At 39.3% G+C, this 23,188-nt stretch carries 18 protein-coding genes and 1 pseudogene; 8 read left to right on the plus strand and 11 right to left on the minus strand.

Going from position 1 to position 23,188, the window contains the following annotated elements:
- Nucleotides 1-4: 4 nt before the first annotated feature.
- The 6 genes from CV014_RS17540 to CV014_RS17565 all read right to left on the minus strand — a co-directional run bounded on the left by CV014_RS17540 (nt 5) and on the right by CV014_RS17565 (nt 11,549).
- Nucleotides 5-3,550 carry a hybrid sensor histidine kinase/response regulator gene (locus tag CV014_RS17540; protein ID WP_236143224.1) on the minus strand — a complete coding sequence of 1,182 codons (3,546 nt, stop codon included), beginning with the start codon at nt 3,548-3,550 and terminating at the stop codon, nt 5-7.
- A 192-nt stretch (nt 3,551-3,742) separates the two neighbouring features.
- Nucleotides 3,743-7,591 carry a GAF domain-containing protein gene (locus CV014_RS17545; RefSeq protein WP_236143202.1) on the minus strand — a complete coding sequence of 1,283 codons (3,849 nt, stop codon included), beginning with the start codon at nt 7,589-7,591 and terminating at the stop codon, nt 3,743-3,745.
- Nucleotides 7,592-7,664: 73 nt separating this feature from the next.
- Nucleotides 7,665-8,147: a chemotaxis protein CheW gene (locus CV014_RS17550; RefSeq protein ID WP_427159337.1), complete on the minus strand. Its 483-nt coding sequence runs from the start codon at nt 8,145-8,147 to the stop codon at nt 7,665-7,667.
- Nucleotides 8,148-8,166: 19 nt separating this feature from the next.
- On the minus strand, nt 8,167-8,529 hold the full coding sequence (locus CV014_RS17555) for a response regulator transcription factor (RefSeq protein WP_236143226.1): 363 nt from the start codon (nt 8,527-8,529) through the stop codon (nt 8,167-8,169).
- A gap of 207 nt (nt 8,530-8,736) precedes the next feature.
- On the minus strand, nt 8,737-9,933 hold the full coding sequence (locus CV014_RS17560) for a response regulator (protein ID WP_236143203.1): 1,197 nt from the start codon (nt 9,931-9,933) through the stop codon (nt 8,737-8,739).
- Between the two features lie 1,001 nt (nt 9,934-10,934).
- A complete protein-coding gene (locus CV014_RS17565) occupies nt 10,935-11,549 on the minus strand; it encodes a CPP1-like family protein (RefSeq protein ID WP_236143204.1) in 615 nt (204 codons plus the stop codon).
- A 678-nt stretch (nt 11,550-12,227) separates the two neighbouring features.
- Between CV014_RS17565 and CV014_RS17570 the strand changes: the two genes are divergently transcribed.
- Nucleotides 12,228-12,944, plus strand: a complete 717-nt coding sequence (locus CV014_RS17570) for a response regulator transcription factor (RefSeq protein WP_103138223.1) — start codon at nt 12,228-12,230, stop codon at nt 12,942-12,944.
- Between the two features lie 245 nt (nt 12,945-13,189).
- Here CV014_RS17570 and CV014_RS17575 read toward each other — a convergent pair whose 3' ends face one another.
- A complete protein-coding gene (locus tag CV014_RS17575) occupies nt 13,190-13,387 on the minus strand; it encodes a DUF2811 domain-containing protein (RefSeq protein WP_103138224.1) in 198 nt (65 codons plus the stop codon).
- A gap of 95 nt (nt 13,388-13,482) precedes the next feature.
- Here CV014_RS17575 and CV014_RS17580 point away from each other — a divergent pair, with 95 nt between their 5' ends.
- The 3 genes from CV014_RS17580 to CV014_RS17590 all read left to right on the plus strand — a co-directional run bounded on the left by CV014_RS17580 (nt 13,483) and on the right by CV014_RS17590 (nt 14,703).
- Complete coding sequence (locus tag CV014_RS17580) at nt 13,483-13,773, plus strand: hypothetical protein (RefSeq protein ID WP_236143205.1); 291 nt, start codon at nt 13,483-13,485, stop codon at nt 13,771-13,773.
- A gap of 144 nt (nt 13,774-13,917) precedes the next feature.
- The gene (locus tag CV014_RS17585) at nt 13,918-14,502 is read left to right on the plus strand and encodes an MFS transporter (protein WP_236143206.1); all 585 of its coding nucleotides are present in this window, start codon (nt 13,918-13,920) and stop codon (nt 14,500-14,502) included.
- Nucleotides 14,503-14,532: 30 nt separating this feature from the next.
- Entirely contained in the window at nt 14,533-14,703 is a 171-nt protein-coding gene (locus CV014_RS17590; RefSeq protein WP_236143207.1) for a hypothetical protein, read from the plus strand.
- Here the strand turns inward: CV014_RS17590 and hisIE are convergent.
- Together hisIE and CV014_RS17600 are read right to left on the minus strand one after the other, a co-directional pair.
- Entirely contained in the window at nt 14,683-15,333 is a 651-nt protein-coding gene (gene hisIE / locus CV014_RS17595) for a bifunctional phosphoribosyl-AMP cyclohydrolase/phosphoribosyl-ATP diphosphatase HisIE (protein WP_236143208.1), read from the minus strand. The two genes, CV014_RS17590 and hisIE, sit on opposite strands and share 21 nt — an antisense overlap.
- Before the next feature lie 96 nt (nt 15,334-15,429).
- Entirely contained in the window at nt 15,430-15,624 is a 195-nt protein-coding gene (locus tag CV014_RS17600) for a ChaB family protein (protein WP_236143209.1), read from the minus strand.
- A 109-nt stretch (nt 15,625-15,733) separates the two neighbouring features.
- On the opposite strand from CV014_RS17600, the pseudogene hemL reads away from it, so the two are divergent.
- The 4 genes and pseudogenes from hemL to CV014_RS17620 all read left to right on the plus strand — a co-directional run bounded on the left by hemL (nt 15,734) and on the right by CV014_RS17620 (nt 20,426).
- Nucleotides 15,734-17,031: pseudogene (gene hemL, locus CV014_RS17605) on the plus strand (glutamate-1-semialdehyde 2,1-aminomutase).
- 28 nt (nt 17,032-17,059) lie between these two features.
- Nucleotides 17,060-17,221 carry a hypothetical protein gene (locus CV014_RS17610; protein WP_236143210.1) on the plus strand — a complete coding sequence of 54 codons (162 nt, stop codon included), beginning with the start codon at nt 17,060-17,062 and terminating at the stop codon, nt 17,219-17,221.
- Nucleotides 17,222-17,717: 496 nt separating this feature from the next.
- Nucleotides 17,718-19,337 (plus strand): serine/threonine-protein kinase, encoded by a 1,620-nt coding sequence (locus tag CV014_RS17615; RefSeq protein ID WP_236143211.1) that lies wholly within the window; start codon nt 17,718-17,720, stop codon nt 19,335-19,337.
- Between the two features lie 351 nt (nt 19,338-19,688).
- Complete coding sequence (locus tag CV014_RS17620) at nt 19,689-20,426, plus strand: FHA domain-containing protein (RefSeq protein ID WP_236143212.1); 738 nt, start codon at nt 19,689-19,691, stop codon at nt 20,424-20,426.
- A gap of 211 nt (nt 20,427-20,637) precedes the next feature.
- On the opposite strand, the gene recA is transcribed toward CV014_RS17620, so the two are convergent.
- Both recA and CV014_RS17630 read right to left on the minus strand, forming a co-directional pair.
- Nucleotides 20,638-21,714, minus strand: coding sequence for a recombinase RecA (gene recA / locus CV014_RS17625; protein ID WP_236143213.1), 1,077 nt, complete (start codon nt 21,712-21,714; stop codon nt 20,638-20,640).
- 223 nt (nt 21,715-21,937) lie between these two features.
- Nucleotides 21,938-22,957 carry a tRNA dihydrouridine synthase gene (locus CV014_RS17630; RefSeq protein ID WP_236143214.1) on the minus strand — a complete coding sequence of 340 codons (1,020 nt, stop codon included), beginning with the start codon at nt 22,955-22,957 and terminating at the stop codon, nt 21,938-21,940.
- Nucleotides 22,958-23,188 lie beyond the last annotated feature (231 nt).

The following is a 23,188-nucleotide window of genomic DNA, read 5'->3' on the forward strand; positions in this document are numbered from 1 at the left end:
GCAATTAAACAGTAGTCAAGTGATTGACATTGGTTATTTCTGCATTTATCAGTCGCTCAACAGTCGCTAGCAATTCATGCTCTAAATATGGTTTAGTTAAGTAACCTTGCGCGCCTAATTCTTGAGCTAGTTGTCGATGTTTCTCTGCACTACGAGAGGTCAGAATAGCTACTGGTAGCTTGGCAAATTTTGGCTGATTACGAATATGAGTTAGCAACTCAAAACCATTCATTCGCGGCATTTCTAAGTCTGAAATTACAACTTGGATTTGGGGATATTTTTGTAATTGCTCTAAAGCTTCTATACCATGTTGAGCTTGTATGACTTGATAACCAGATTTTTGCAGGGTTAAAGAAACAGTTTGCCGTAGACTAATGGCATCATCGACTACTAGAATTAGTCCTTGTGATTTTTTCTGTGCTTCCACATATTGACTAGGTGGCTCTTCTTGATTATTTTTAGGTTGAGAAGCAGTTAATAATGGCGTTGATTTCAGGTTAGAGTCTGATGATGGCAAAGATATATTATTATGAGTATTACTTGCTGGTAATGTCCCTACATCCAATGTAGCCTGCATCTCAACAGACTGTAATAATAAAGCACCATCAATCACTAATATGAGATTTCCATTAGCCAAACTAGTGCAACCATAAATATATTTTGGTGGTGCGATCGCATTTCCTACAGGTCTAATTACTAGTTCTTGTTCACCAATAATTTGGTCAACTTCTAAGGCAAACATTCCATGATGATGTTTAAGTAATAACACAGGATTATTCATAACTTCTGTGTTATCCTCAGCCAATAAATGCTGAATACTAACATTCTGATTTAAGGAACTATTGTAGGACATTAAATCTGATAATTGATAAAGACTCAGAAGAGTTTCATCATCATCTGAGTGCCAATGTAATACTCTTTTATCTTCAAACTCTTGAATTTGTTGTTGTGAAGGAATCACAATTTTCTCGATACTGTCTAATAGTAAAGCGTAAACAATACCACCAGACTGCACTAACATTAATTGGTCAGTAGTCATAGAAAAAGGAATTTTTAAAATGAACGTTGTCCCCTGATTTGGTTGAGATTGTACTGCAATAGATGCGTTCAAGTTTTGTAGTTGAGAACGCACAATATCTAATCCCATTCCTCGTCCAGAGATTTCACTTACCTGATCAGCAGTGGAAAATCCGGGTGTAAACATGACATCTAACAAATCAGACTCATCCCATTGAGCATTTTGTGGACGCAGATTAAGTGCGTCAGCTTTTTTCTGAATTTTCTCTAAATTTAATCCCTGTCCATCATCGCGGACTTCAATCACTGTTTGACTACCTTGATGGTAGGCGCGAATTTCAATGATACCTAGTTCTGGTTTCCCTTTGGCTTGACGAACCTGTGGCGACTCGATACCGTGATCAAAAGCATTACGCACTAATTGTAGTATGGGGTCATAGATTTTTTCTGCGATCGCCTTATCTATGAGTAATCCTGTACCAGTTAATCGCAATTCCACCTGTTTTTGATAGACATTACCCAGTTGCTTCACCATCTGAGGAAAGCGATTCAAGATATTACCAAAAGGTAACATTCTGGCGGTAACTAAATTATCTAGCAAATTTAAAGCTAAACTGTGTTTTTTATCACTAATTTGGCTGGCTTGTTTTAATAGTAAGTCTATTGATTCTGTCGTTTCTTGCAATTGCAGTGTTTCTTCTAACGCCTCATGCAAATTGAGATGAAATTCCGTATAAACATCCATTTCTAATGAATCAAATTTCACAGATGCAAAGTTTTGTGTGTTATGGGATAAAAAACTCTGCATCTGTAAAGGTAAATCACGTAATTGATTTAAGGTTTCTTGGTGTCTACTTAATTGCTCAGATAATCTATCGAGAATCTCTTGTAGTTGTTCATCACTTAAGGTGCGCCGTTTTTGATAAACTAATATTTCTCCAGCCAAATAGTTAATGCGTTGTAATCCTTCGACTCCTACGCGCACAAAAGAATTAGATTGGTTCTTTTTATTATGAGTAATCTGAGATTTTTCTGATGGTGATTCATTGACAGCATCAATTACTCGTTCTGTAATCTCTGTATTGACTTCTTGAATATTAGCTAAGGCTTGATTAATATTTTGTGTTGCTGATGGTGCTTCTTCTTGTTCATCTGCTGGTTCTAGTTTGTTTTCCCCTCCCCAGATTGACTCTAATAGATTAGAGTCTACATTAGTAGTTATTTTTGGTATTTGCTTAACAATTAGTAATCCCTGTAGCTTGGGACTATCAGACCAGTTTTTGGCTTGGGAATTGACAGGGGAATGTTTTTTATATTCTGCGGCTAATATACTAATTTTATTTTGGAGAGCTTTAATAAATGCCAACCGATTCTCAGATTTTTGTTGAAAATATTGAAATTTAGCTACAGCCATAATAATAATTAAAATGATGCCTTGACGATATAGACAAAGGCTATCACTATCATGATCCTCACGAATGAAATCTAAGAATTTATTTAACCAGCTTTCCACATAATTGAGATAGGTTTCATCTTCTTGATTGGAAATTAACATATCCAGATACATTTCTGAAACGGGTATATCTCTTTCATGATTGAACCAACCAAATATATAATGTAAAACCTTTAAATAAAATTTAGCAGTTGCAGGTTGAACACAATTATTAGGTTGATTATTACCTGTAATTAAAAATTGATAAAATTCCTGATCTAAACTCAAAAATTGGAGGTTGAGAGTTTCTGTAGCTGGGGATGTCAGCTTAATTAAATCATGAGAAGGATTACCACCGCGAGAGCGATCGCCTGCCAACACATCTTTTTGTGCTTGCTGTAAATCAGCTAAAGCAATCTTGGCAATTTGATTGGCTTGTTGAGGATTAGCTTGTAATGCTTGCAAAATCGCTTGAGCAATTTCGCCAAAACCTGGTAAGTTTAAAGATTCCCCTAATCCCAGAAAAACTTCAGCTTCACCATTTAAAAAGTCTCTTAATTCTAGACTGTCTGCAATATTGCTAATGGCATTACTAATTTTTTCTAAACGCTGTTTGACTCCGCTTTCAAATATAGATTTAACAATATCAAATCCTAATTCTTGAGAAGTTGGAATATGAGTATTTTCTCCGAATTTATCTCCTAGCTTACTCTGAATTTGAGTAAATATATCAGTAGCTCTTTGTAAAATTTCCTGGTCATTGATTACATGACCATTGATTTCTGAGCTTAACGCTAAATTTAAACATTCATAAGCTTGATATAAAAGTGTATTTAAATCAAAATCTATGATAATATCTGGATTGTATAAAGACTTAAAAACATCTTCTAAATAGTGGGCAATTTTATTAATTAATTCTAAGCCAACAGTAGCTGCTCCCCCTTTAATTGTGTGCGTAGCTCGCATTAGGCTATGCACTTTAGTGGTGCTGTGACTTTCTGATAAATTCAACAGTTCTTGTTCAATAGTTTGTAATAAATCAGGGGCTTCTGCAAGGAAATAAATATACCCCTGTTCACGAATTTCGGCATCTGTAATCATAACTTTAAGGGTGTAATGGTTTAGGGTGTAAGGGGTGGAAAAGTTGAAGTCAAGCATTAAGAGGAGTGATCAATCTCCTCTTAACGGTCTATCCTTCTTGCCTCTTGACCTTGGAATTTTAGATTTGTGATTTTAAAGTTGTATTTTTATTTCCCCATCTCAAATCTAAAATCATTTAGCCTCCTACTGCATTTAACTAACTTTGAACTTACTAGCAGTTGTTAATAAATCTTGTGCCATGTGAGATAAATCCTGGAAAACAGCTGCTATTTCTTGAGATTCACCAAAAGTTTGGGTAGCAATTTCTGCAACATCTTTCATGGAATTAGTTACAGATACTGACTGCCCCATTTGTTTTTGAGTCGCATCAGTAATTTGGTTAATGAGTTGACTAATTTCCGCAGTGGCAGCCACGATCGCATTTAAGTTTTGTCGAGTTTCATTAACGAAATTTGTACCTTCTACCACCTGCTGAATACCAGTTTCCATTGCTACTGCAACTTCCCCAGTTTCCTCTTGAATCTCTTGGACTAACTTTTCAATTTCAATAGTGGCGGCGGCAGATTGGCGAGATAAAGAACGCACTTCATCCGCCACCACCGCAAAGCCTTTACCATACTCTCCAGCGCGTGTAGCTTCAATGGCAGCGTTCAAAGCTAGTACGTTGGTTTGAGTAGCAAAGTTACTAATCAAATTCACCACCTTGGAAATTTTTTGTGAAGACTCACCCAGACGTTTAATCTTCTTGCTAGTTTTAGCCACAGTTTCACGAATTGCTTGAATTGCTTGCACAGTCTGATTCATCGCCGCATCGCCAGCCTCAACAGTTTGGTTGGCTTGTGTGACTGCTACTTGCACCAATTCCGCACTACCTACCACGGCTTGGGTAGCATTCAGCATCTGTTGAATTTCACTCAACGCCAGATTGATTTCGTCAGATTGTTGTTGAGCTAAATGATTCAGTCCTGCGAGGGAAGCATTACTGGTACTGGAAGTTTGGGCAACTTTTTGGGCAGATGTTTGTACTTGCAATACGATTTGCCGTAGTGCTTGCAGAGTATTGTTATAAGCATCGGCAATTGTCCCCAGTTCATCTTCCGTAATAGGCGCGCGTACTGTTAAATCACCGTTGAGGGCTGGTCTAACTGCCGTTAGTAGCTGAATGGAACGTTGTTGCAGTAATTCTTTAGCAGCTTTATCTCGTGCTGCTGCTTCTGCTAGTTGAGCTGATTGGGTTTGGAGTTTTTGCAAATATTCGGTTTGTTGTAAAGCTAATCCTAATTGGTCGCCAATTCTCGCTAACAAACCCACTTCCGATTCTTCCCACTCGCGTGTACCGGAATTCTGATAGGCGGCAAATAGTCCCCACAATTTGTCCCCAAAGAAAATCGGCACTATCACATAGGCTCTAGCTTCAAACTGCTCTAAAATCTCTAGGTGGCAGGGAGCATGGCCTGTTTGATAGATATCATTCACCACAAAACTTTCACCCTTGACATAGCGACCCCCTTGCGTTTCTTGAAGGAAGGTATCTTCCCAAACGGTTTTGATATCAGGGCCGACTAATTTCACCCAATTATGACCAACAGACTCAGCCACAAATAACCCACTCCAGTCAGGATTAAAGCGAAAAACAACTACGCGATCGCATTTCAATAATTGCCTGACATCTTGGGTACTAATTTTGAAAATTTCTTCCAACTCTAAAGCTTGTCGGATACGGTTGACTATCTTAGTAAAGGCTTTTTCCTGTTCTGTAATCTGAGTTAATTTTTCAGTTTTTTGTCTCACCTCTTCTAGATAATCTAACTGCGATTTAGCTAGACTAAATTGTGAGGCAATTTGATTTAAGAAACCGGCTTCCCAGTCTTGCCATTCGCGAGGCCCAGAATTTTGGTAAACTGCCAATAAACCCCACAGTCGGTCACTAAAGAAAATCGGGACTATGATGTAAGCCTTCGCATCAAATGTTTCTAAGATTTCTATATGGCAAGGTTGAAAACCTGCATGATAGATATCATTGACAACAGAATATTCACCCCGGATAAACTTCCCGCCTTGCTGCTCTTGGAGGAAGGTATCGTTAAGAACAGTTTTTACCTCTGAGGTAACTAGCTTTGTCCAACCTTGACTTACAGATTCAGCGATAAATTTGCCTCCCCAACAATCGGCATCAAAATGATAAACCGCAGCGCGATCGCACTTGAGAAATTGGCGAATTTCTTGAGTTGTAGTTCTGAAAATACTTTCTACATCTTTGGCTTGACGGATGCGGTTAACGATTTTGGTGAAGGCTTTTTCTTTTTCTGCAACTTGAGCCAGCTGCTCAGATTTGAACTGTAACTGTTGTAAATACTCTAATTGTGATTTTGCAATACTAAATTGTGAAGAAATCTGGTTTAAAAAGGCGATTTCCCACTCTTGCCACTCACGGGTTCCAGAGTTCTGATAAATTGCTAGTAAACCCCATAATTCCTCTTGCAACATAATCGGAACTATGACGTATGCCCTAGCTTCTAATGAACCCAATAGTTCTAGATGACAAGGATTAAACCCTGCGGTGTAAATATCATTAACAACGCAATTCCTACCTGTAAAATAATCACATGATTCAGTATCTTTAAGGAAAGTATCACTGATTTCCGTGCCGATAAATGGTGTCCAACCGTGACCAACTGACTCAGCGACAAATTTCCCGCCTACTTCTGGAAGGAACTGATAAACACCCATGCGATCGCATTTGAGAAATTGCCGTACTTCCTGGGTAGTAGTTCTAAAAATACTTTCTACATCTTGAGCTTGGCGAATGCGGTTCACTATCTTGGTAAAAGCTTTTTCTTTTTCCGCAATTTGCACTATTTGCTCAGATTGCATCTGCATTTGTTCTAGAGATTCTGCATAAGCAATAGAAACACCCAGTTGCAAACCAATCTGACTTAAAAATCTGACTTCCCAATCTTGCCAATTCCGAGGGCCTGTATTTTGATAAACTGCCAATAAACCCCATAATTTCTCCCCTGTAAATACAGGAATAATTACGTAGGCTTTGACTTCAAATTGTTCTAAAACATCTAAATGGCAAGGCGAATGAGTTGATTTGTAGACATCATGAATTATAGAAGATTCATTATGGCGATAACGTCCACCTTGGGTTTCTTGGAGATAAGTATCTTCCCAAATTGTTCTGATTCCTGGGCCTACTAGTTTTACCCAACCATTACCTACCGACTCAGCTATATATTCCCCACTCCAGTCTGGATGAAATTTATAGAGACTGACGCGATCGCATTTCAATAATTGTCGGACTTCTTGAGTAGCAACTTGAGAAATTTTATCAATGTTTGACAACCGCAGAATTTTATCGATGACTTTGCTTAATGATCTTTTAGAATGTTCCTGGAGTTGGGATTCTTTATGAACTTCAAATACCTGTACTCGATAGGTTAATTCCGTGGTGACTTGAAATAAGAGCGTCGCTTCTACTTCTTGCCAATGTCTAGTATCAGTACAACTATTAACAGCTAGTATGCCCCAGACTTTACCTTCAACAATTATGGGTACGCTTAAGCTAGTCTGAATCTGAAATTTATCTAGCAGTTGCTTTTGATAGTGAGTGAGTTGTATTTGATTGCTCTCGTCAATGGCTACTGGTTCTACATATTCGTGATTACTATGTAAACCAAACATAATTCCTGGAAGAACTTCACCCAAAGTAGGTGTCCAGCCCAAAGCCCTAGATTCTGCTAAAACTGTACCAGCATCCACAGAATTGAATTGATAAATAAAGACGCGATCGCATCTTAGCTTCTCCCGAACTTTCTCCACCGTCGCCTTTAAGACTGCATCTAAGTCATTCGCCTGACGCATATTGACGATGATGTCCTGTAACTGTTGTCGCCAGTCTCTAAAAGCTTGTGCGATCGCTTCTGATGTTTCTTGATTATAATCACCAATTAAATCAACTTCTTTAACTTTTTCTACTGCTTCTACTTTAGAAATTGAATTCCCATGATCGTGATTTTTTTGATATGTAATTGCCATTGGATCACCCTTGATTGAATTATGACCTAAAGAAATGAGTTAGTTTTGCTGACAGTGTTCACCAAGATTTACATTAGTTATGATGAGCATATACTGGAGAATGAATAATAGCCTCAGCATCTAAATTAAAAATCATCTTTTCCTCATCATTAATAAAGTATCCCTGTAAAAAAGGGACTATTGATGGAGAAAATAATTCTGCCGATGATTCCTTCATCTGATGAATATTTAAAGACTCAATATCCATCAGTTGTCTAACTAATAAACCTAAATATTTACCATTCTCTTCCAAGACAATTACCATCATTTTAATCAGCACATTTGCTGTCTGTAACAATGGTGGATAACCAAGCATTTCATCTAAATCTACTAACCACAGCATTTCATCACGCCAGTTATAAACACCCAAAATATAACTAGGCATTTGCGGCACAGCACATATCTCACTTAAAGATACTTGCAAAACCTCTGTAATATGATCTAAAGAAATGACTGCTGTATCTCGAATTCCTAAATGAAAGCTTAAAAATTTACCCTGATTTTCCAAATTCATCATCCTTTTAATGCCAACAATACTATTTAACGAGTTTCTTCAATGTTGATACCAACTCTTCTTGGTTAATTGGTTTAGAAAGATAAGCTTCTGCACCTAGCATATTTCCCCAAATCTTATCTACATCACTATTTTTGGTAGAACAAAAAACTACTGGTATCTTACTAGTATCTGGATTATTTTTTAATTCTCGGCAAATTTCAAATCCACTTTTACCAGGTAAAATCACATCGAGAAAAATTAAATCTGGCTTATTACTGTCTATTTTGCTTTGAGCTTCTTCACTGCTCGTAGCACTAATTACAGAACAACCTGCTTGTTGTAAATAACGACTCAGAACTTCCATATCAGTTAAGCCGTCTTCAATCACTAAAACAGTAGTCATAGTAATTCCTTCTGTTAAACTTTCACCTAGTAATTTGTAGATTTCTGCCATTGACGGCATTTAAAAATAGCTTTCCCATTTTGTTATTATTTTGGTTTGTTAATGCTAAATATGGCTCAGAATAAATACCTATGTTTACTTAGGCTTATGAAAAAATATTGTGTGTCTGATGCTATATTTAGCAGTAATTCAAATCAGACTTTCTTGTTAAGCTATATCTTTAGGGACAGCCTCTAGGCGTGATTCACCGTGAATTGGAGAAGCTATTTTAATGGGTAAATACTTACGTAAAATACTCATTACTTTATCTGTATTCACTGGCTTAGTCAGGAAATCTGTCGAGCCAACAACTTTAGCACGCACTCTATCTAATAACCCGTCATTACCTGTTAAAATAATTACTGGAGTATTGTTAAAAGCTGAAATTCGCCGCAACTGAGTACAAATTTCATAGCCACTGGCAACAGGCATAATCAAATCTAAAAAGATTAAATCTGGTTTCTCTTGAATGAGAATCGGTAATGCTTGTACTGCATCTTGAATCTGGACAAATCTCAATCCATGAGCAGTAATAATCTCTTCCAGCATTTTACAAACCTGGGGACTATCATCTACACAAGCAATTAAGGGTGTGTAAACTTTTTTCGGTTGTGCAGAAATAGAGTTATTTGGTAGCTGTGTGACAACTAAAGGTAAATCTGGTACTTTTACTAATTCAATTATGCCTTTGAGGACATAAGGAAGTAGAGAACGAGATACAGGTAAAACATTCTGCTTCATTTTGGTGGCTAACTCTCGCAGAGTCAGTTTGCCATTAAATAGCGTGACAAAATTTTTATATACTGGTGGACTAACTAGTTCCTGTAACTGTTCTGGTCTTCTAATTATCGGTGCTAAGTCAGGAAAAACATTTGCTAAACCAGCTTGTGTCCAGAGATTCCATGAGTCTTGCATTTGTTTCATAGAAATATCTGCGCTCGTGAAACTCATGGGTGCTTCTAGAATAACTTCTTGATTGCGTTCACACTTAACAGCTATAAAGTTCGTTTGCTGGGCTAAATCAAATAAAAGTTCTGCCAAGGTGTTCTCGACAATTGCATTAATTTGCTCTCTTTGAATTCTTTGTTTTTTATACAGAATTTCTAAAAGTCGGTAATCCCAGTAACTCATTTCTACATCTTGTTGGCGCAACTGTATTTTGTCCACATTAATTTGTGGGCAATACTGAGCCATTAATCGCCGCCATCTCCTAAAAGGATGTGTTCCTCCAGATGCCCAGACTATTCTTCCTAAACGATAGTAGAAAGTCCACTGATGTCCTTTTTGGCTGCTCAAAATTAACTGCCCATTGTATTGCAGCTGCGTACAAGTCCTAAATTCATCAAGAATGTTATTGGATTCCATCTTTTTCAAGCTATTTCTACTTGTTTTATCCCCACAAGCCAGTTTCTTCATCACAAAATCTGAATACTTACTGAGCATTCTTGATTTTGTAAATAGTTATTTCGTTTATTATGTTAGTAATAGCGTTTTTATGGTTTATATTTTGGAATGTAGTCTTCTGAATTGGGAAATCCGCAAAAATATGGTAATCGGCAGATATAATTAAGACAATTTTAATTGAGAGTTTTTTATGTCAAATCTTAATTTTGATTCTCAATTTATGAGTAGAAATACCGTTACTTCTGGATGCTCAAATTAGATAACTACAAATCAATGTACACTCCCATATTCACAGGCTTCTTTTTGATGTAACTATTTTAGAGATTGTCAAATTGATTTATATCCGTGGAAATTCTGATTTTTAATTACACTAAAAATAGTATTGGTCAGGAATTTTTGTGATTCGTATAGAATAATTAACATAAAGTTAAGTTAGTCAGGCTCTATAAACTTAAATTAATGAATATTTCTACTACTTCACAGCCCACATCATATCTGAGTCGGAGATTTATGGGATGATGCCCGTACCATTTTTTTATCAAGCTGTATAGAATTTGATTGCCTTAAAACCATGCCATTTGCTTTCATCGGGTAAACTAAGCAACGTCATAATTTGTGTGGTGGACTACTACGGTTGTTTAATTAGGTATTGCCGATATATCAGGTTTATAGCTGACTGGCTCAACCACAAATCCTTGCGTGAAGTGAAACGGAATTTGGGTACAGTCAATACTACAGCTATTTGCCGCTTCGATATATCCAGTGATTTATTGTTCTTTTAAACCAATTCTTGAGATCATCCTTTTTGAGACGATCCTATTACCTGTGTCTTAGGTTTCAAAGTCGTACTTATCAAAATTCCCAGTCTCAGATTTGAGTATCTTATTTGATGGTTAACCTAAGAAGTAGGTAATGGATCATTCTGTTCAAAAAGGGTTTTAACTAGTTAGCTTGTTAGAGCTTTAGCGGAGAAAACTGCTAATTAACCACAAAAGTACGAAAGTCAGCACAGTGGAAAACTGATTACCGCTTATCATCAATGGTACTTGTGACAAGAGCCAGGCCGCAATTAGCCCTCCAGTAATTAAGCCCACTATCAGTCCTACAAGAGTGAGTAAAACTGATCTGCCAAATCTACCTTCTTTACGATTGAGGAAGAAAACACTAACCCCTATGCCAACCACTAAGACTAACTGCAACAGCTGATCGCCTGTAAAAATGCTGATTGTACTTAAACCCACGTACCAAGCTCCGGGTAAAAGTATATCTGTCATTGTGGGCTGATCCAGGAAATTTTGCAGCCATGCAGGTGATTGCTCACGAGAAGTTGAACTTTCTTTAGGTGGTGATTGTATCCTTAATTCTGGAAAGCGGATACGTTCTGGCACTTTGATTTTTCCTTCCTGGCGCATCCGTAAGCGATCCATTAAAATCGCATCGTAAGCAGCTTCAACGGTTTCTACGCTTTTAGCATCGCCACTACATTGCTCCATCAGGCGATTGCGAGCGTCCTGAATTTCGTCAAAGCTAGCATCTTCTGATACCCCAAGTTTTTCGTAGGGATTTTGATCGCGCATGGGAGTTTATACTTCAGCCTTTATCAGTGGCAATTTTTTGTTAGAGAATAACAATTGTAGATTTTAATTTGATCGAAGACAAACGTATCGACCGAATTTTATGCTCTACCAGGATAGTAGCACGCGTTAGCCCAGTTGACCCAGGAATTTCAACTACTGCAACTTTAACATATTGTTATAACTCCGTGTATACCCCCATGTCGTTGACCAATTCTAGCTCTAACCTAGAATTTGAACCGGGAGTATCTGTCACACTATTTTTTTGTGCTTCAGACTTGGTGATTTATCATAATATGAGGATATCCTAATGATTTAGCTTTCACCTTAAGTAGTGGTATCAATCCACATAAAGATTTAAAATGGAAAACTTTTCCATTCCCATCCAACTATTATACGGAAGTCTCCTGGAAAAATAAATTATTGGATGGCTCACGGACTAGCATTGGGTAGTTAGACACATTAAGTTTCTTATGACGGTATTGCAATTAAACTGTAATAATAGTTATCTAAATTCTCTTAGTGTGTTTGTCCAGCGTTTTGACTTCACTATCCTTGAGATAATCAGGAAATATATTTCTGATGCCTGTAGTTCCTTAAATAATTCATAGGTGGGAACTGCGTTTTACGCAATACTGCTGTTAATCTTGAAGAAATTTATTTTTGTGTAAAGAGATGGTCATGGCTCCTGCCAAGATTCTTGTAGTTGATGACGACCCGGCGGTTCGGAATTTAATCCAACGCTTTTTATTGAAACAAAGCTATCAGGTAGAAGCGGCTGAGGACGGTAAGACTGCCTTGTCCTTGTTTGAGCAATTTAACCCGGATTTGGTCATTCTTGACGTTAATTTGCCAGATGTAATAGGCTTCAACCTCTGTCAAGAGATGCAAAGTCGTAATGGCGTTTTTGTTCTCATGCTGACTAGCCGTGCAGATGAGGCTGACAAGATTCGTGGCTTTGCTAAAGGTGCTGATGACTATCTCACAAAGCCATTTGGCTTGGGAGAACTGGAAGTCAGAGTTGCAGCGATTTTAAGGCGACAGAGAGTGGTGACTAACGCCGAACAAAAACGCTTGCAATTTGAGAAGTTGATGATTGATCCTGTGCGGCGAGAGGTGACACTAAATAGTCAGCCTGTGCCGTTAACGGCTTTAGAATTTGATTTGTTACATTTTTTAGCTAGCCATCCTGGTCGAGTCTGGCGACGTGCAGAGTTGATCCAGGAAGTTTGGGATTATGAATATGTTGGTGATCAGCGAGTTGTAGATGTGCATATAGGTCAAATTCGCAAAAAGATTGAAGTCGATGCTAGTCAACCAGCATTAATTCAGACTGTGCGTGGGGTGGGTTATAAATTTGAATGTCCAACTCATTCCCAATTAGAAACAAATCCTTGATAGCTTTTTAATACTCGCAATTTATTTATTAGTAGTGGGCATGGTATACCATGCCCAAATTTGTAGGAAAAAATTTGCTGTTAATCTCACAATTTTGGCGATCGCTCAACAATTTATGCCAAAATATTGTTAATTGATTTTTAATTTTAAATGATTTTTTCAGACGCAGGAAAGAATTTATGCTGGCCAGTACCAGCACAGCGTCTGGTACATCAAAGCCAATACATACAACACATCATTGCAAATTAGCAATTGTGAAACAAAGTTTCTAAATAAACGCGGGCAGCACGGCGATCGCTATCGCCATTTTGCAGTAAAAACAATGATAGGGCTGCTGTTAATACCCGATTTTGATCCCAATCGGGGTGAGTCTCTAAATAAGTTTTCAGTGATTCATGAAGAGTTTCGGGGATTTCTGTAAAAATACTAACTGTTGCGTTCATGGTATTTTCCTTGTGGGAGTTCAGCTAAAACGAACTATTGCTTGGAGTGAGGCTGCTTTAGGCAACATCTACACTGACCTCTAAGGTAAGTTTTGATGTCAACGGTTGCACAAAATATAAAACCCGGCCGCATCATTGTGCGACAAGAGGGGGTGGGTTTGTCAATGCTGCGAAATGTTAAAAACAATCGTACTAAAAATAAATGTGAACGCAATCATCAATGTTTCAAGCTAATTTTTGTTACATTACTTAATAAAAACTCAGTCCTTGGTACTGAACTAGACTCTAGATCAGAAATCCCCAGCAACCCTGCAAGTGCTGATCCCCTCGTAGAACATCTGTGGAAAACTGGGAAAACTCCTGTGGAAACTCTGTGGAATAAGTGAGGAAAATATCAGCCAATGATAAGAATTACAAAAACGTGATCTTTTAATGACATTGTTACCCATGAAAATTGCTTCCCTATCCCAGTTATCTAGTTTGTTACCCTCGATACATCCTCAAATTAGGGTTTTAGCGATCGCCGTTTCTTGATTTACATTGCAGCCAATATCCTGTTCACCATATATATTCAAATCCACACAATTCTTCCCCTGTATTTAAAAAACTTCATTTCCGTGGGAGAGACAGCCCAAAGTTTTAGCGAATCTACAATTAGCAGATTATTTTCTTGGCACTTAGTCTTAGTAATTATCTGTCAACTACCTCTGACCAACCTGTTAAAACTGTACTCCCACTCAAACGCACTCACAGTTTCGGCTATTTTGTGGGCTATTGGTTTTAGTTTAATTTGGGTGACAGGTAACTTCTCATGCTATCAATTAATTTGGGCGACATTGGCATTAACAGTATTAGCGATGGCATCTGTAGCGTACAATCCATCAGCCGCCTCTCTAGTCACCGATTTAGCCCCCGAATCCCACCGAGGAATATACTTTTCTATTAATTCCCTGTGCTGGGCTTTAGGTGGATTTATCGGCTCACCCTTGGGAGGGTGGGCTTTAGATCAATCACCCCTAATTACTCATCATTTTTGGTTGGGCTTTGTTTTGAGTGTAGCGATCGCCATCACCATTTTGCAGTATTTAAATTGGGTTTTAGTCAATAGTCATTAGTCATTAGTCATTAGTCATTAGTCATTAGGCATGGGGCATGGGGCATTGGGCATGGGGCATTGGGCATGGAACAAGGGAAGAAAACCGATAATTAATAAGTGTTACACTTCCCACTCACTACTCACTACTCAGCATTCACCACTCAGCACTCACCACTCAGCACTCACTACTCAGCACTCTCTACCGTCGCCGTTCTTGTAGCTTACGATAAACTGCTTTTAAATCTACTTGATGATGCGCTAAGGCAACTAGTGTGTGGTAAAGCAAGTCTGCAACTTCACCGGCGATCGCATCGTGTTCATCATCTTTAAATGCCATTACTACTTCGGCTGATTCTTCACCGATTTTCTTTAAAATCTTGTTATCGCCACCAGCTAATAACTTACAAGTGTAGGAACTTTCATTGGGATGATCGCGGCGATCGCATATTACTTGAAACACCTGAGATAAAGTATCCCCAGGTGGTGCAATGATTTGTCCTTCGATTTGATGAAAACAACTACGTTCACCTGTATGACAGGCAATATCTCCTATTTGCTCTACACCAACTAGTAAAGCATCACTATCGCAATCATATCGAATACTTTTTACCTTTTGGGTATGCCCTGAAGTCCCGCCTTTGTGCCACAATTCTTGGCGGGAACGGCTCCAAAACCACGTTTCTTTTGTGTCTAAAGTCTTTTGTAAAGATTCCTGATTCATCCAAGCCATCATCAGTACAGTACCATCCAAATAGTCTTGGACAATTGCTGGTACTAAACCACGTTCATCGTAGCGAATTTTTTCAACGGGAATGGCATTATGTAGTGATGGGGAATCGGGGGAAAACATACCAGCGAATTTATTCTAGTAAAACTAATCATGTCTGGTTTCACGATACCATTATCAATAGTGCAACTGGCATGATTTTTCCACACCCTCTATGAATCATCTTTGTAAAACTACATTCCTTTCCATTGCTGATTGGATTCTGACAGCACTTAACGCCACATGGTGAGCCTTAGTATCTTCACCATACCAATGCAAAGCTGAGTTAAAAGCGGCGCGATACAGGTCTTGGTATGCCTCTGATAATTCAGTACGGATTTCTAAAGGCAAGTCTTGGTTGGACTTGTATAACATATCGTTATTTTTTTGGTTCTGTTAATTTTATACGATATAAGTTCTAGGCGAAATTTAACCCTATCCTAAGATAGAGCTTTTTTTGAATGCCCACTGTTAGGAGAGAACCTTGGTAAACACCACAATTAAAACCACTAAATCACAAGAAATTTTTGCTGCTGCTCAACATCTCATGCCAGGCGGTGTTAGCTCACCAGTTCGTGCTTTTAAATCTGTAGGGGGACAACCTATAGTTTTTGATCGGGTCAAGGGTGCATATATTTGGGATGTAGATGGCAACCAATACATCGACTATGTAGGGACTTGGGGGCCAGCTATTTGTGGTCACGCCCATCCAGAAGTGATTAGCGCACTCCATGAAGCTTTGGAAAAAGGTACTAGCTTTGGTGCGCCTTCGGTGCTAGAAAATGTCCTGGCGGAAATGGTAATTGCTGCCGTTCCTAGCATTGAAATGGTACGATTCGTCAACTCCGGTACAGAAGCTTGTATGGCTGTGCTAAGGCTGATGCGTGCCTTCACTAACCGGGAGAAAATCATCAAGTTTGAAGGCTGCTACCACGGCCACGCTGATATGTTCTTAGTCAAAGCAGGCTCAGGTGTCGCCACCCTTGGCTTACCTGATTCCCCTGGTGTGCCTAAGTCAGCAACCAGCAGCACCCTAACAGCACCTTACAACGACTTAGAAGCTGTCAAAGCTTTATTTGAAGAGAACCGTGATCAGATTGCGGGTGTAATTCTTGAACCTGTTGTGGGTAATGCCGGGTTTATTACCCCCGATGCTGGCTTTTTAGAAGGTCTACGGGAACTGACTCATGAGCATGACGCATTGCTGGTGTTTGATGAAGTCATGACTGGTTTTCGCATTGCTTATGGTGGCGCACAAGAGAAATTTGGCATCACACCAGATTTAACCACTATGGGTAAAGTTATCGGTGGTGGCTTGCCAGTGGGTGCTTATGGCGGTCGCCGCGATATCATGTCTATGATTGCTCCGGCCGGCCCTGTGTATCAGGCTGGAACTCTTTCCGGTAATCCTCTGGCTATGACGGCGGGGATTAAAACCTTGGAATTATTGCAAAAGCCTGGTAATTACGAGTATCTAGAGCGCATTACCAAAAGACTTGCTGATGGTTTACTACAAGCAGCTAAAGAAACTGGTCATGCAGCTTGCGGCGGTTCTATTAGCGCGATGTTCGGCTTATTTTTACCTCTGGCCCTGTGCATAACTATGAAGATGCCAAAAAGTCAGATACAGCGAAATTCGGACGTTTTCATCGCGGTATGTTAGAACGCGGCGTTTATTTAGCACCTTCTCAATTTGAGGCTGGCTTTACTTCTTTAGCTCACACTGAAGCTGATATTGACCAGACGATCGCGATCGCTCGTGAGGTCTTATCTAGTCTGTAAGTGGTGAGTGGTGAGTGCTGAGTTGTGAGTGCTGTTAACAGTAGTGCGGCGTTTAGCCTGTGCTGAGTTAATTCTTGAACTCAGCACTCGTTACTCATCACGGGCGAAACGCCCCGCTTCCGCTAACAGCACTATCAACACCTCAACAGTTACAGCCTTTGTGGTTGCACCCTGGGATAGTTTTATCTAACTTGCTGTGAAGACCCCAAGTGGAAGTAGTCATAATTTTTGCTGCCAATATTACTGTCAATAAAATATAATACATGAACATATATTCATCTATTTTTACGAAATTTTAATGTAGATTTCGTCTCAGTAATTGTGTTTCTGGAATGAATCAACCAGTTCACAAAAGTTAGGGTAGTCCAGAATATCAATCTAGTAAAAATACTGGGTATTACCAATTTTTAGTAATTAAAACTATCATTTTTGTAATTTACTTACGTATAAAAAATTAAATAGCAATCGCTGACGTTATTACAGCAGCAAGACTCGACACTGTTTGCTAGCATAGGTATAATAAGTTGTTTGACATCATAATTGCTTTACGTAAATCAGATCCAACTTTAGCAACTCTTCAAGGGATTTACCGCAAAACTGACCTAGCAGGAGTTGATTTTGGATCTCAATAATTGAAGAAGAGTCTCACTCTCACCGTTACTATTCGTGCAGCGAGTTCACAGTGCATGAGCTATTGCATAAATCCGACCTGTCCTAACCCAGAGAATGTAGCACATAGCCGAAGATGTGAAGCTTGTGGCTCACCATTACAGTTGCGCGATCGCTATCTAGTTTTGAAGCCATTGGGTCAGGGTGGCTTTGGCGCAACCTTTTTAGCCCGCGATGAAATTTTACCAGGCGCGCCTAGCTGTGTCATCAAGCAGCTACGCCCTTCTGGAACATCTCCACAGGTGTTACAAATGGCGCGGGAACTATTCGAGCGAGAAGCCAAAACCCTGGGTACAATCGGGAATCATCCCCAAATACCCCGATTACTTGACTATTTTGAAGCGCAAGAACATTTTTACTTAGTTCAGGAATATATTAGCGGTTCTACACTCCAGCAAGAAGTAAAACTCAACGGAACTTTTAGCGAAGCTGGTGTTAAGCAATTTCTCAGTGAAATTTTGCCTTTACTGCAATATATTCATGATCAAAAAGTTATTCACCGTGACATTAAACCAGCTAACTTAATTCGCCGTTCTCAAGATTCCAGAATGGTGCTGATTGACTTTGGCGCAGTCAAAAACCAAGTTACCCAAGCCACAACTAATCAATCAGGACATACAGCTTTAACCGCCTATGCTATTGGTACTCCTGGTTTTGCACCTCCAGAGCAAATGGCAATGCGTCCTGTTTATGCCAGTGATATTTATGCCTTGGGAGTCACCTGTGTTTATTTATTGACAGGTAAAACGCCCAAAGACATGGAATATAATCCCAGTACAGGGGAAGTCATGTGGGAACACTTAGTACAAATCAGTGACCATATGATTCATGTCCTCCGAAAAATGTTAGAAGTCTCAGTTCGTAGTCGCTACCACTCAGCTAAAGAAGTCCTCAAAGCCTTAGAAATAGAACCATATTTAGAAAGTTTAGCTGGTGGATTGTTAGTCAAATCAGATTCTAATCATAAAGAAGGAACATACAACCGACCAGATGATTCTGCCGTTCTTTGCAGTAACCCTTCGGCTGCGGCTACAGGTTTAGGAGTAGCACAAGTAGCAGCAGCCATTCGCGCTCGACGAGCTAAACTCGGTGATGGTACTCGGTTAGATGCTGGAGGGACGCGACAAGGAGTTTCCGGTGCTAAACCATCAACGACAGCTAACAGTAATGGGAATGGTTCTCATAACTTAAAGTCGAAGGTGGGGCGCAGACTAGATACCCAAAGTTTACTCACCGCCTATGTGAAGGGAAGACGAGATTTTGCTTTACACAATCTCAATTTACTTAATCTTCAAGGTGCGGATTTATCATCTACCAATTTCCACTCATGTCAACTACAAAATACTAATCTTCAAGGGGCTAATCTCCAAAATAGTGATTTTGGTAGAGCAAGTTTAACGCGTGCTAACTTAAAGGATGCTAATCTCACTAAAGCTTACTTCAATCATGCTGATTTAGAAGGGGCAGACCTACGGGGTGCAGATTTGACTAATGCTTATCTTAGTAACGCAAATTTGCGGGGTGCTAACTTATGTGGTGCTAACCTCACGGGAGCGAAAATTTCCGATGAACAATTAGCATTAGCTAAAATCAATTGGATGACGATACGACCCAACGGTAAAAGAGGTTTATTATAACTTCCTCAATATCTAACGCAGAATCAGCAACGGGAAATTGTGTAATTCTCGTTTGACGATATTTCTCAAATAATTTGTTTAAAAACAGCATAAGCGAAAAATTTTCTAAAGTTGCTGTATTTCTGCAAAAAATATGAGTTTTTTTAAAATTAAATAAAAGTGCATGACTCAAGGGAATGATTTTTTTGGGGAAACCCTTGATATTGGTGTTATTTGAGTATAAAAATCCGAAAAAAGAGCAGTTTGTAGAATTGCTGCTTATGAGAATTTGCTACAATTGAAAATAGCATTAACTTTTCTTAAGTTTAAACATTTTGTCGAATTTAAAATACTTTGTTAATTCCATTAGTTATGAATAGAAATTTCCCAAATTATGAGCTAGAAAGACGCTTAAGTTTATATCATGTATTTCTGGCTTTATATGAAAGACATGGCGATCTTCTAGATAGAATTCTCCAACTAGAAAATCTCTATCAGCCATCCTTGAAAGGTGAAAATTTGCGTTATGTCCAAGGCGTTGTAGAAGATTCATCGGTTTATCTGATTACTAACTTATGTGACAATCAGACACAAACCCTGGAACAAATGCAACATATTTGGACAATAGGACGCGATCGCAGTAACGGTATATGCGCGGATAATCGACATTTATCCCGTTGTCATGCTGCGATTCAGTATATTGAATATCAAGGTTTTTATCTAGTTGATTTCCACAGTACCAACGGTTCTTTTGTGAATGGAGAATCTATTTATCAACCCACCAAACTCCAAGATGGCGATCGCATTCGGTTAGGAAGTTTAACTTTTGATTTTTTCCTCAATCACCAACACCGTGTTTTACCAGCATTACCAGCCGATTTAGTCACCCAACTCATTCCCTCAATAACAGATATTCAAGAGCCAGAATTAGGTAGTCACAGTGCTACTCAACAAACAAATGATCTCGTCAACCCTGACGAAACTGTACAAATTTCTCTAGAATGTGCTTGGGGTAGATTAGAATATGGGCGAGATGGTTTACAAGAAAAACAAAAATCTGACATTTTAGACAGGTTCTTCCAGCAATCCACAAGGACTGATTGTCGATAATTTCTGACTTGAAAAAGGGGTGTAGGGGTGCAAGGGTATAAGGGTGTAAGGGAAAGACTTTTTCATGTGTTCTGGTGTACGCAATTCATGACGGCTACTTAAAACTAAAAAGATTACTCCTGTTAAGAGTAATCTTTTGTAATTTATAGCTGTGATTTTAGATTCATACTGGTGATGGGATAAATTTGTTTATGCACCATCAACGCCAGTTTTACTCTTCTTCTAAATCAACGTCTTCGTCTTCATCTTCTTCATTGACTTTAGCTACTGAATTAGCAGATACAACAGCACCTTTATCTAGCTTTTCTCGTACCAGTTTCTTAATTTGTTCTGTAAATTCTGGCTTTTCTTCTAGATACTTAATAGCATTATCTCGTCCTTGAGAGATGTTATCACCGTTGTAACTATACCAAGCTCCTTTACGAACCAAAATCCCTGTTTCTTCAGCTAAATCTACTAAACAACCGATAGTAGAAACGCCCTTACCAAAAATAATGTCAAATTCTGCCACTCTAAAAGGTGGAGCAACTTTATTTTTAGCAACTTTCACTTTTACACGGTTGCCAAATTCGTCTGAACCTTTTTTCAAGGTTTGAATACGACGAATATCTAGACGAACTGAAGCGTAGAATTTCAAGGCGTTACCACCGGTGGTGGTTTCAGGACTACCGTAGGTGACACCAATTTTTTGGCGGAGCTGGTTAATAAAAATAACTGTGCAGCCTGATTTACCAATATTACCAGTAATTTTACGTAGAGCTTGGCTCATTAACCTGGCTTGCAAACCAACGTGAGCATCTCCCATATCCCCTTCAATTTCCGCACGGGGAACTAACGCCGCCACTGAGTCGATAACTACAATGTCAACGGCGGCGGAGCGTACTAATTGATCAACGATTTCCAAAGCTGCTTCACCGGTGTCAGGTTGGGAAACCAACAGATTGTCAATATCGACACCTAAAGCCGCCGCGTAGGTAGGATCAAGGGCGTGTTCAGCGTCTACAAAAGCAGCAATACCGCCTTCTCTTTGTACTTCTGCGATCGCGTGCAGTGCTACAGTCGTCTTACCGGAACTTTCCGGCCCATAAATCTCAATCACCCGTCCCTTGGGTAAACCTCCACCCAAAGCCAAATCCAAAGTCAATGCCCCAGTGGAGATTGTTTCTACCCGCATTCGAGTAGCATCACCCAGGCGCATAATTGCTCCTTTACCGAAGCTGCGCTCAATTTGGTTGAGTACCATATTGAGTGCTTTTTGCTTGCCGGAAGTATCGGTATTAATAGCCATTCGTGCCTCTATCAGTATATGGATTTTAGGTGTGTAGGGTTGAGAATTTTAGTAGAACAGATATACTATTTTAGCCGGAAATTTCTAGAATAGGACTTCTCAAATTAAAAAGTGACTGTGACAATATCGTAACGCGATCGCTACTACGTGTAACTAGTACAAAACAACTATAGTTTCGTCCCTTGTCGGGCAATTTGGGATTTTGGATTAGGTAAAACAATCGTCATGTACCACTGTAGGGTGCTAAGGCTAGAGTTTTCGTCAAATCGGTAAGCAAAAAGCGATCGCAAACTTGAAACAGTTCTACTTCAGAGGCGGCTTGTCGCATCAGTCGCAGGAAATGACCTTCAGCGTCCACACTGAGGGCAATATAGTTAAGAAACATTTTGAGGTAGCCTACGCGCGCTCGTTCGGGGATATTGGGGGCGGCGGGGGTTTGCCATAAACGCTCAATATAGTCGCGCACCTCTATTAAAGGAACAGGTTTGATCATTTCACCACGCAAAGCTTGACGAATTTGATGAAAAATCCAAGGATTGCCGATTGCCCAGCGTCCTACCATTACCCCAGCAGCACCTGTTTGCGCCAACACCGATAAAGCAGTGGCGGCTGAGTCAATATTGCCGTTAGCCAACACAGGACAATTCACGCAGTTGACAGCTTCGGCAATCAAATTGTATTTCACTGAACCATGATACCTATCTGCAACTGTGCGACCATGCAAACTTAACAAATCAATGCTATGACGATTGATCAGATTGAGGATGGTGTAAAAGGTATCAGTATTTTCAAAGCCTAAGCGCATCTTGACTGTTAAAGGCCGATCATTGACAACCTGTCGCAGTTCTCCCAAAATTCGATCTACTTTATCAGGAGTGAGCAACAATCCACCCCCGACTTGTTTGCGGTAGACTCTGGGTGCTGGACAACCCATATTCAAGTCAACTCCAGCAACATTGTAACTACATAGTTCCTTGGCAGTTCTGACTAAGTTGGGAATGCTCTCCCCAATCATTTGAGCAAAAACAGGGCGACCTGTATCATTTTCGGTGACGGCTGCCAAAATGCTGGGATTGAGCCTTGAAGTTTCATTTACACGAAAATATTCGGTGAAAAAGTAGTCAGGACTGCCGTAGTGAGCAATTACCTTCATAAACCAAAGGTTAGTCACATCTTGCATAGGTGCCAGCGCAGTCAGAGGTAAGTCTTGGGATAGTGCTTGGGGGAGCGATATCTGGAACATAAGAATGCCAGTGTTCGACAAAGAATTACTGTATCAAAAATTGGTGATAGAGGGTTTGGTAAATTTTGGGTATAATCATCAACTCTAACTGCAATGCTTCAGATTTCAGTAACTTTCTCGATAATTTGGTATGCAGTTTAAGTACCGATTTTTCCAAATATGAATTTTTGAAATTTATCATTTTTTCTTTACAGCAAATTGATATTAATCTCGTTATATTTATCGTGGTGA

It is taken from the genome of Nostoc sp. CMAA1605 (assembly GCF_021596505.1).
Lineage (GTDB): Bacteria > Cyanobacteriota > Cyanobacteriia > Cyanobacteriales > Nostocaceae > Trichormus.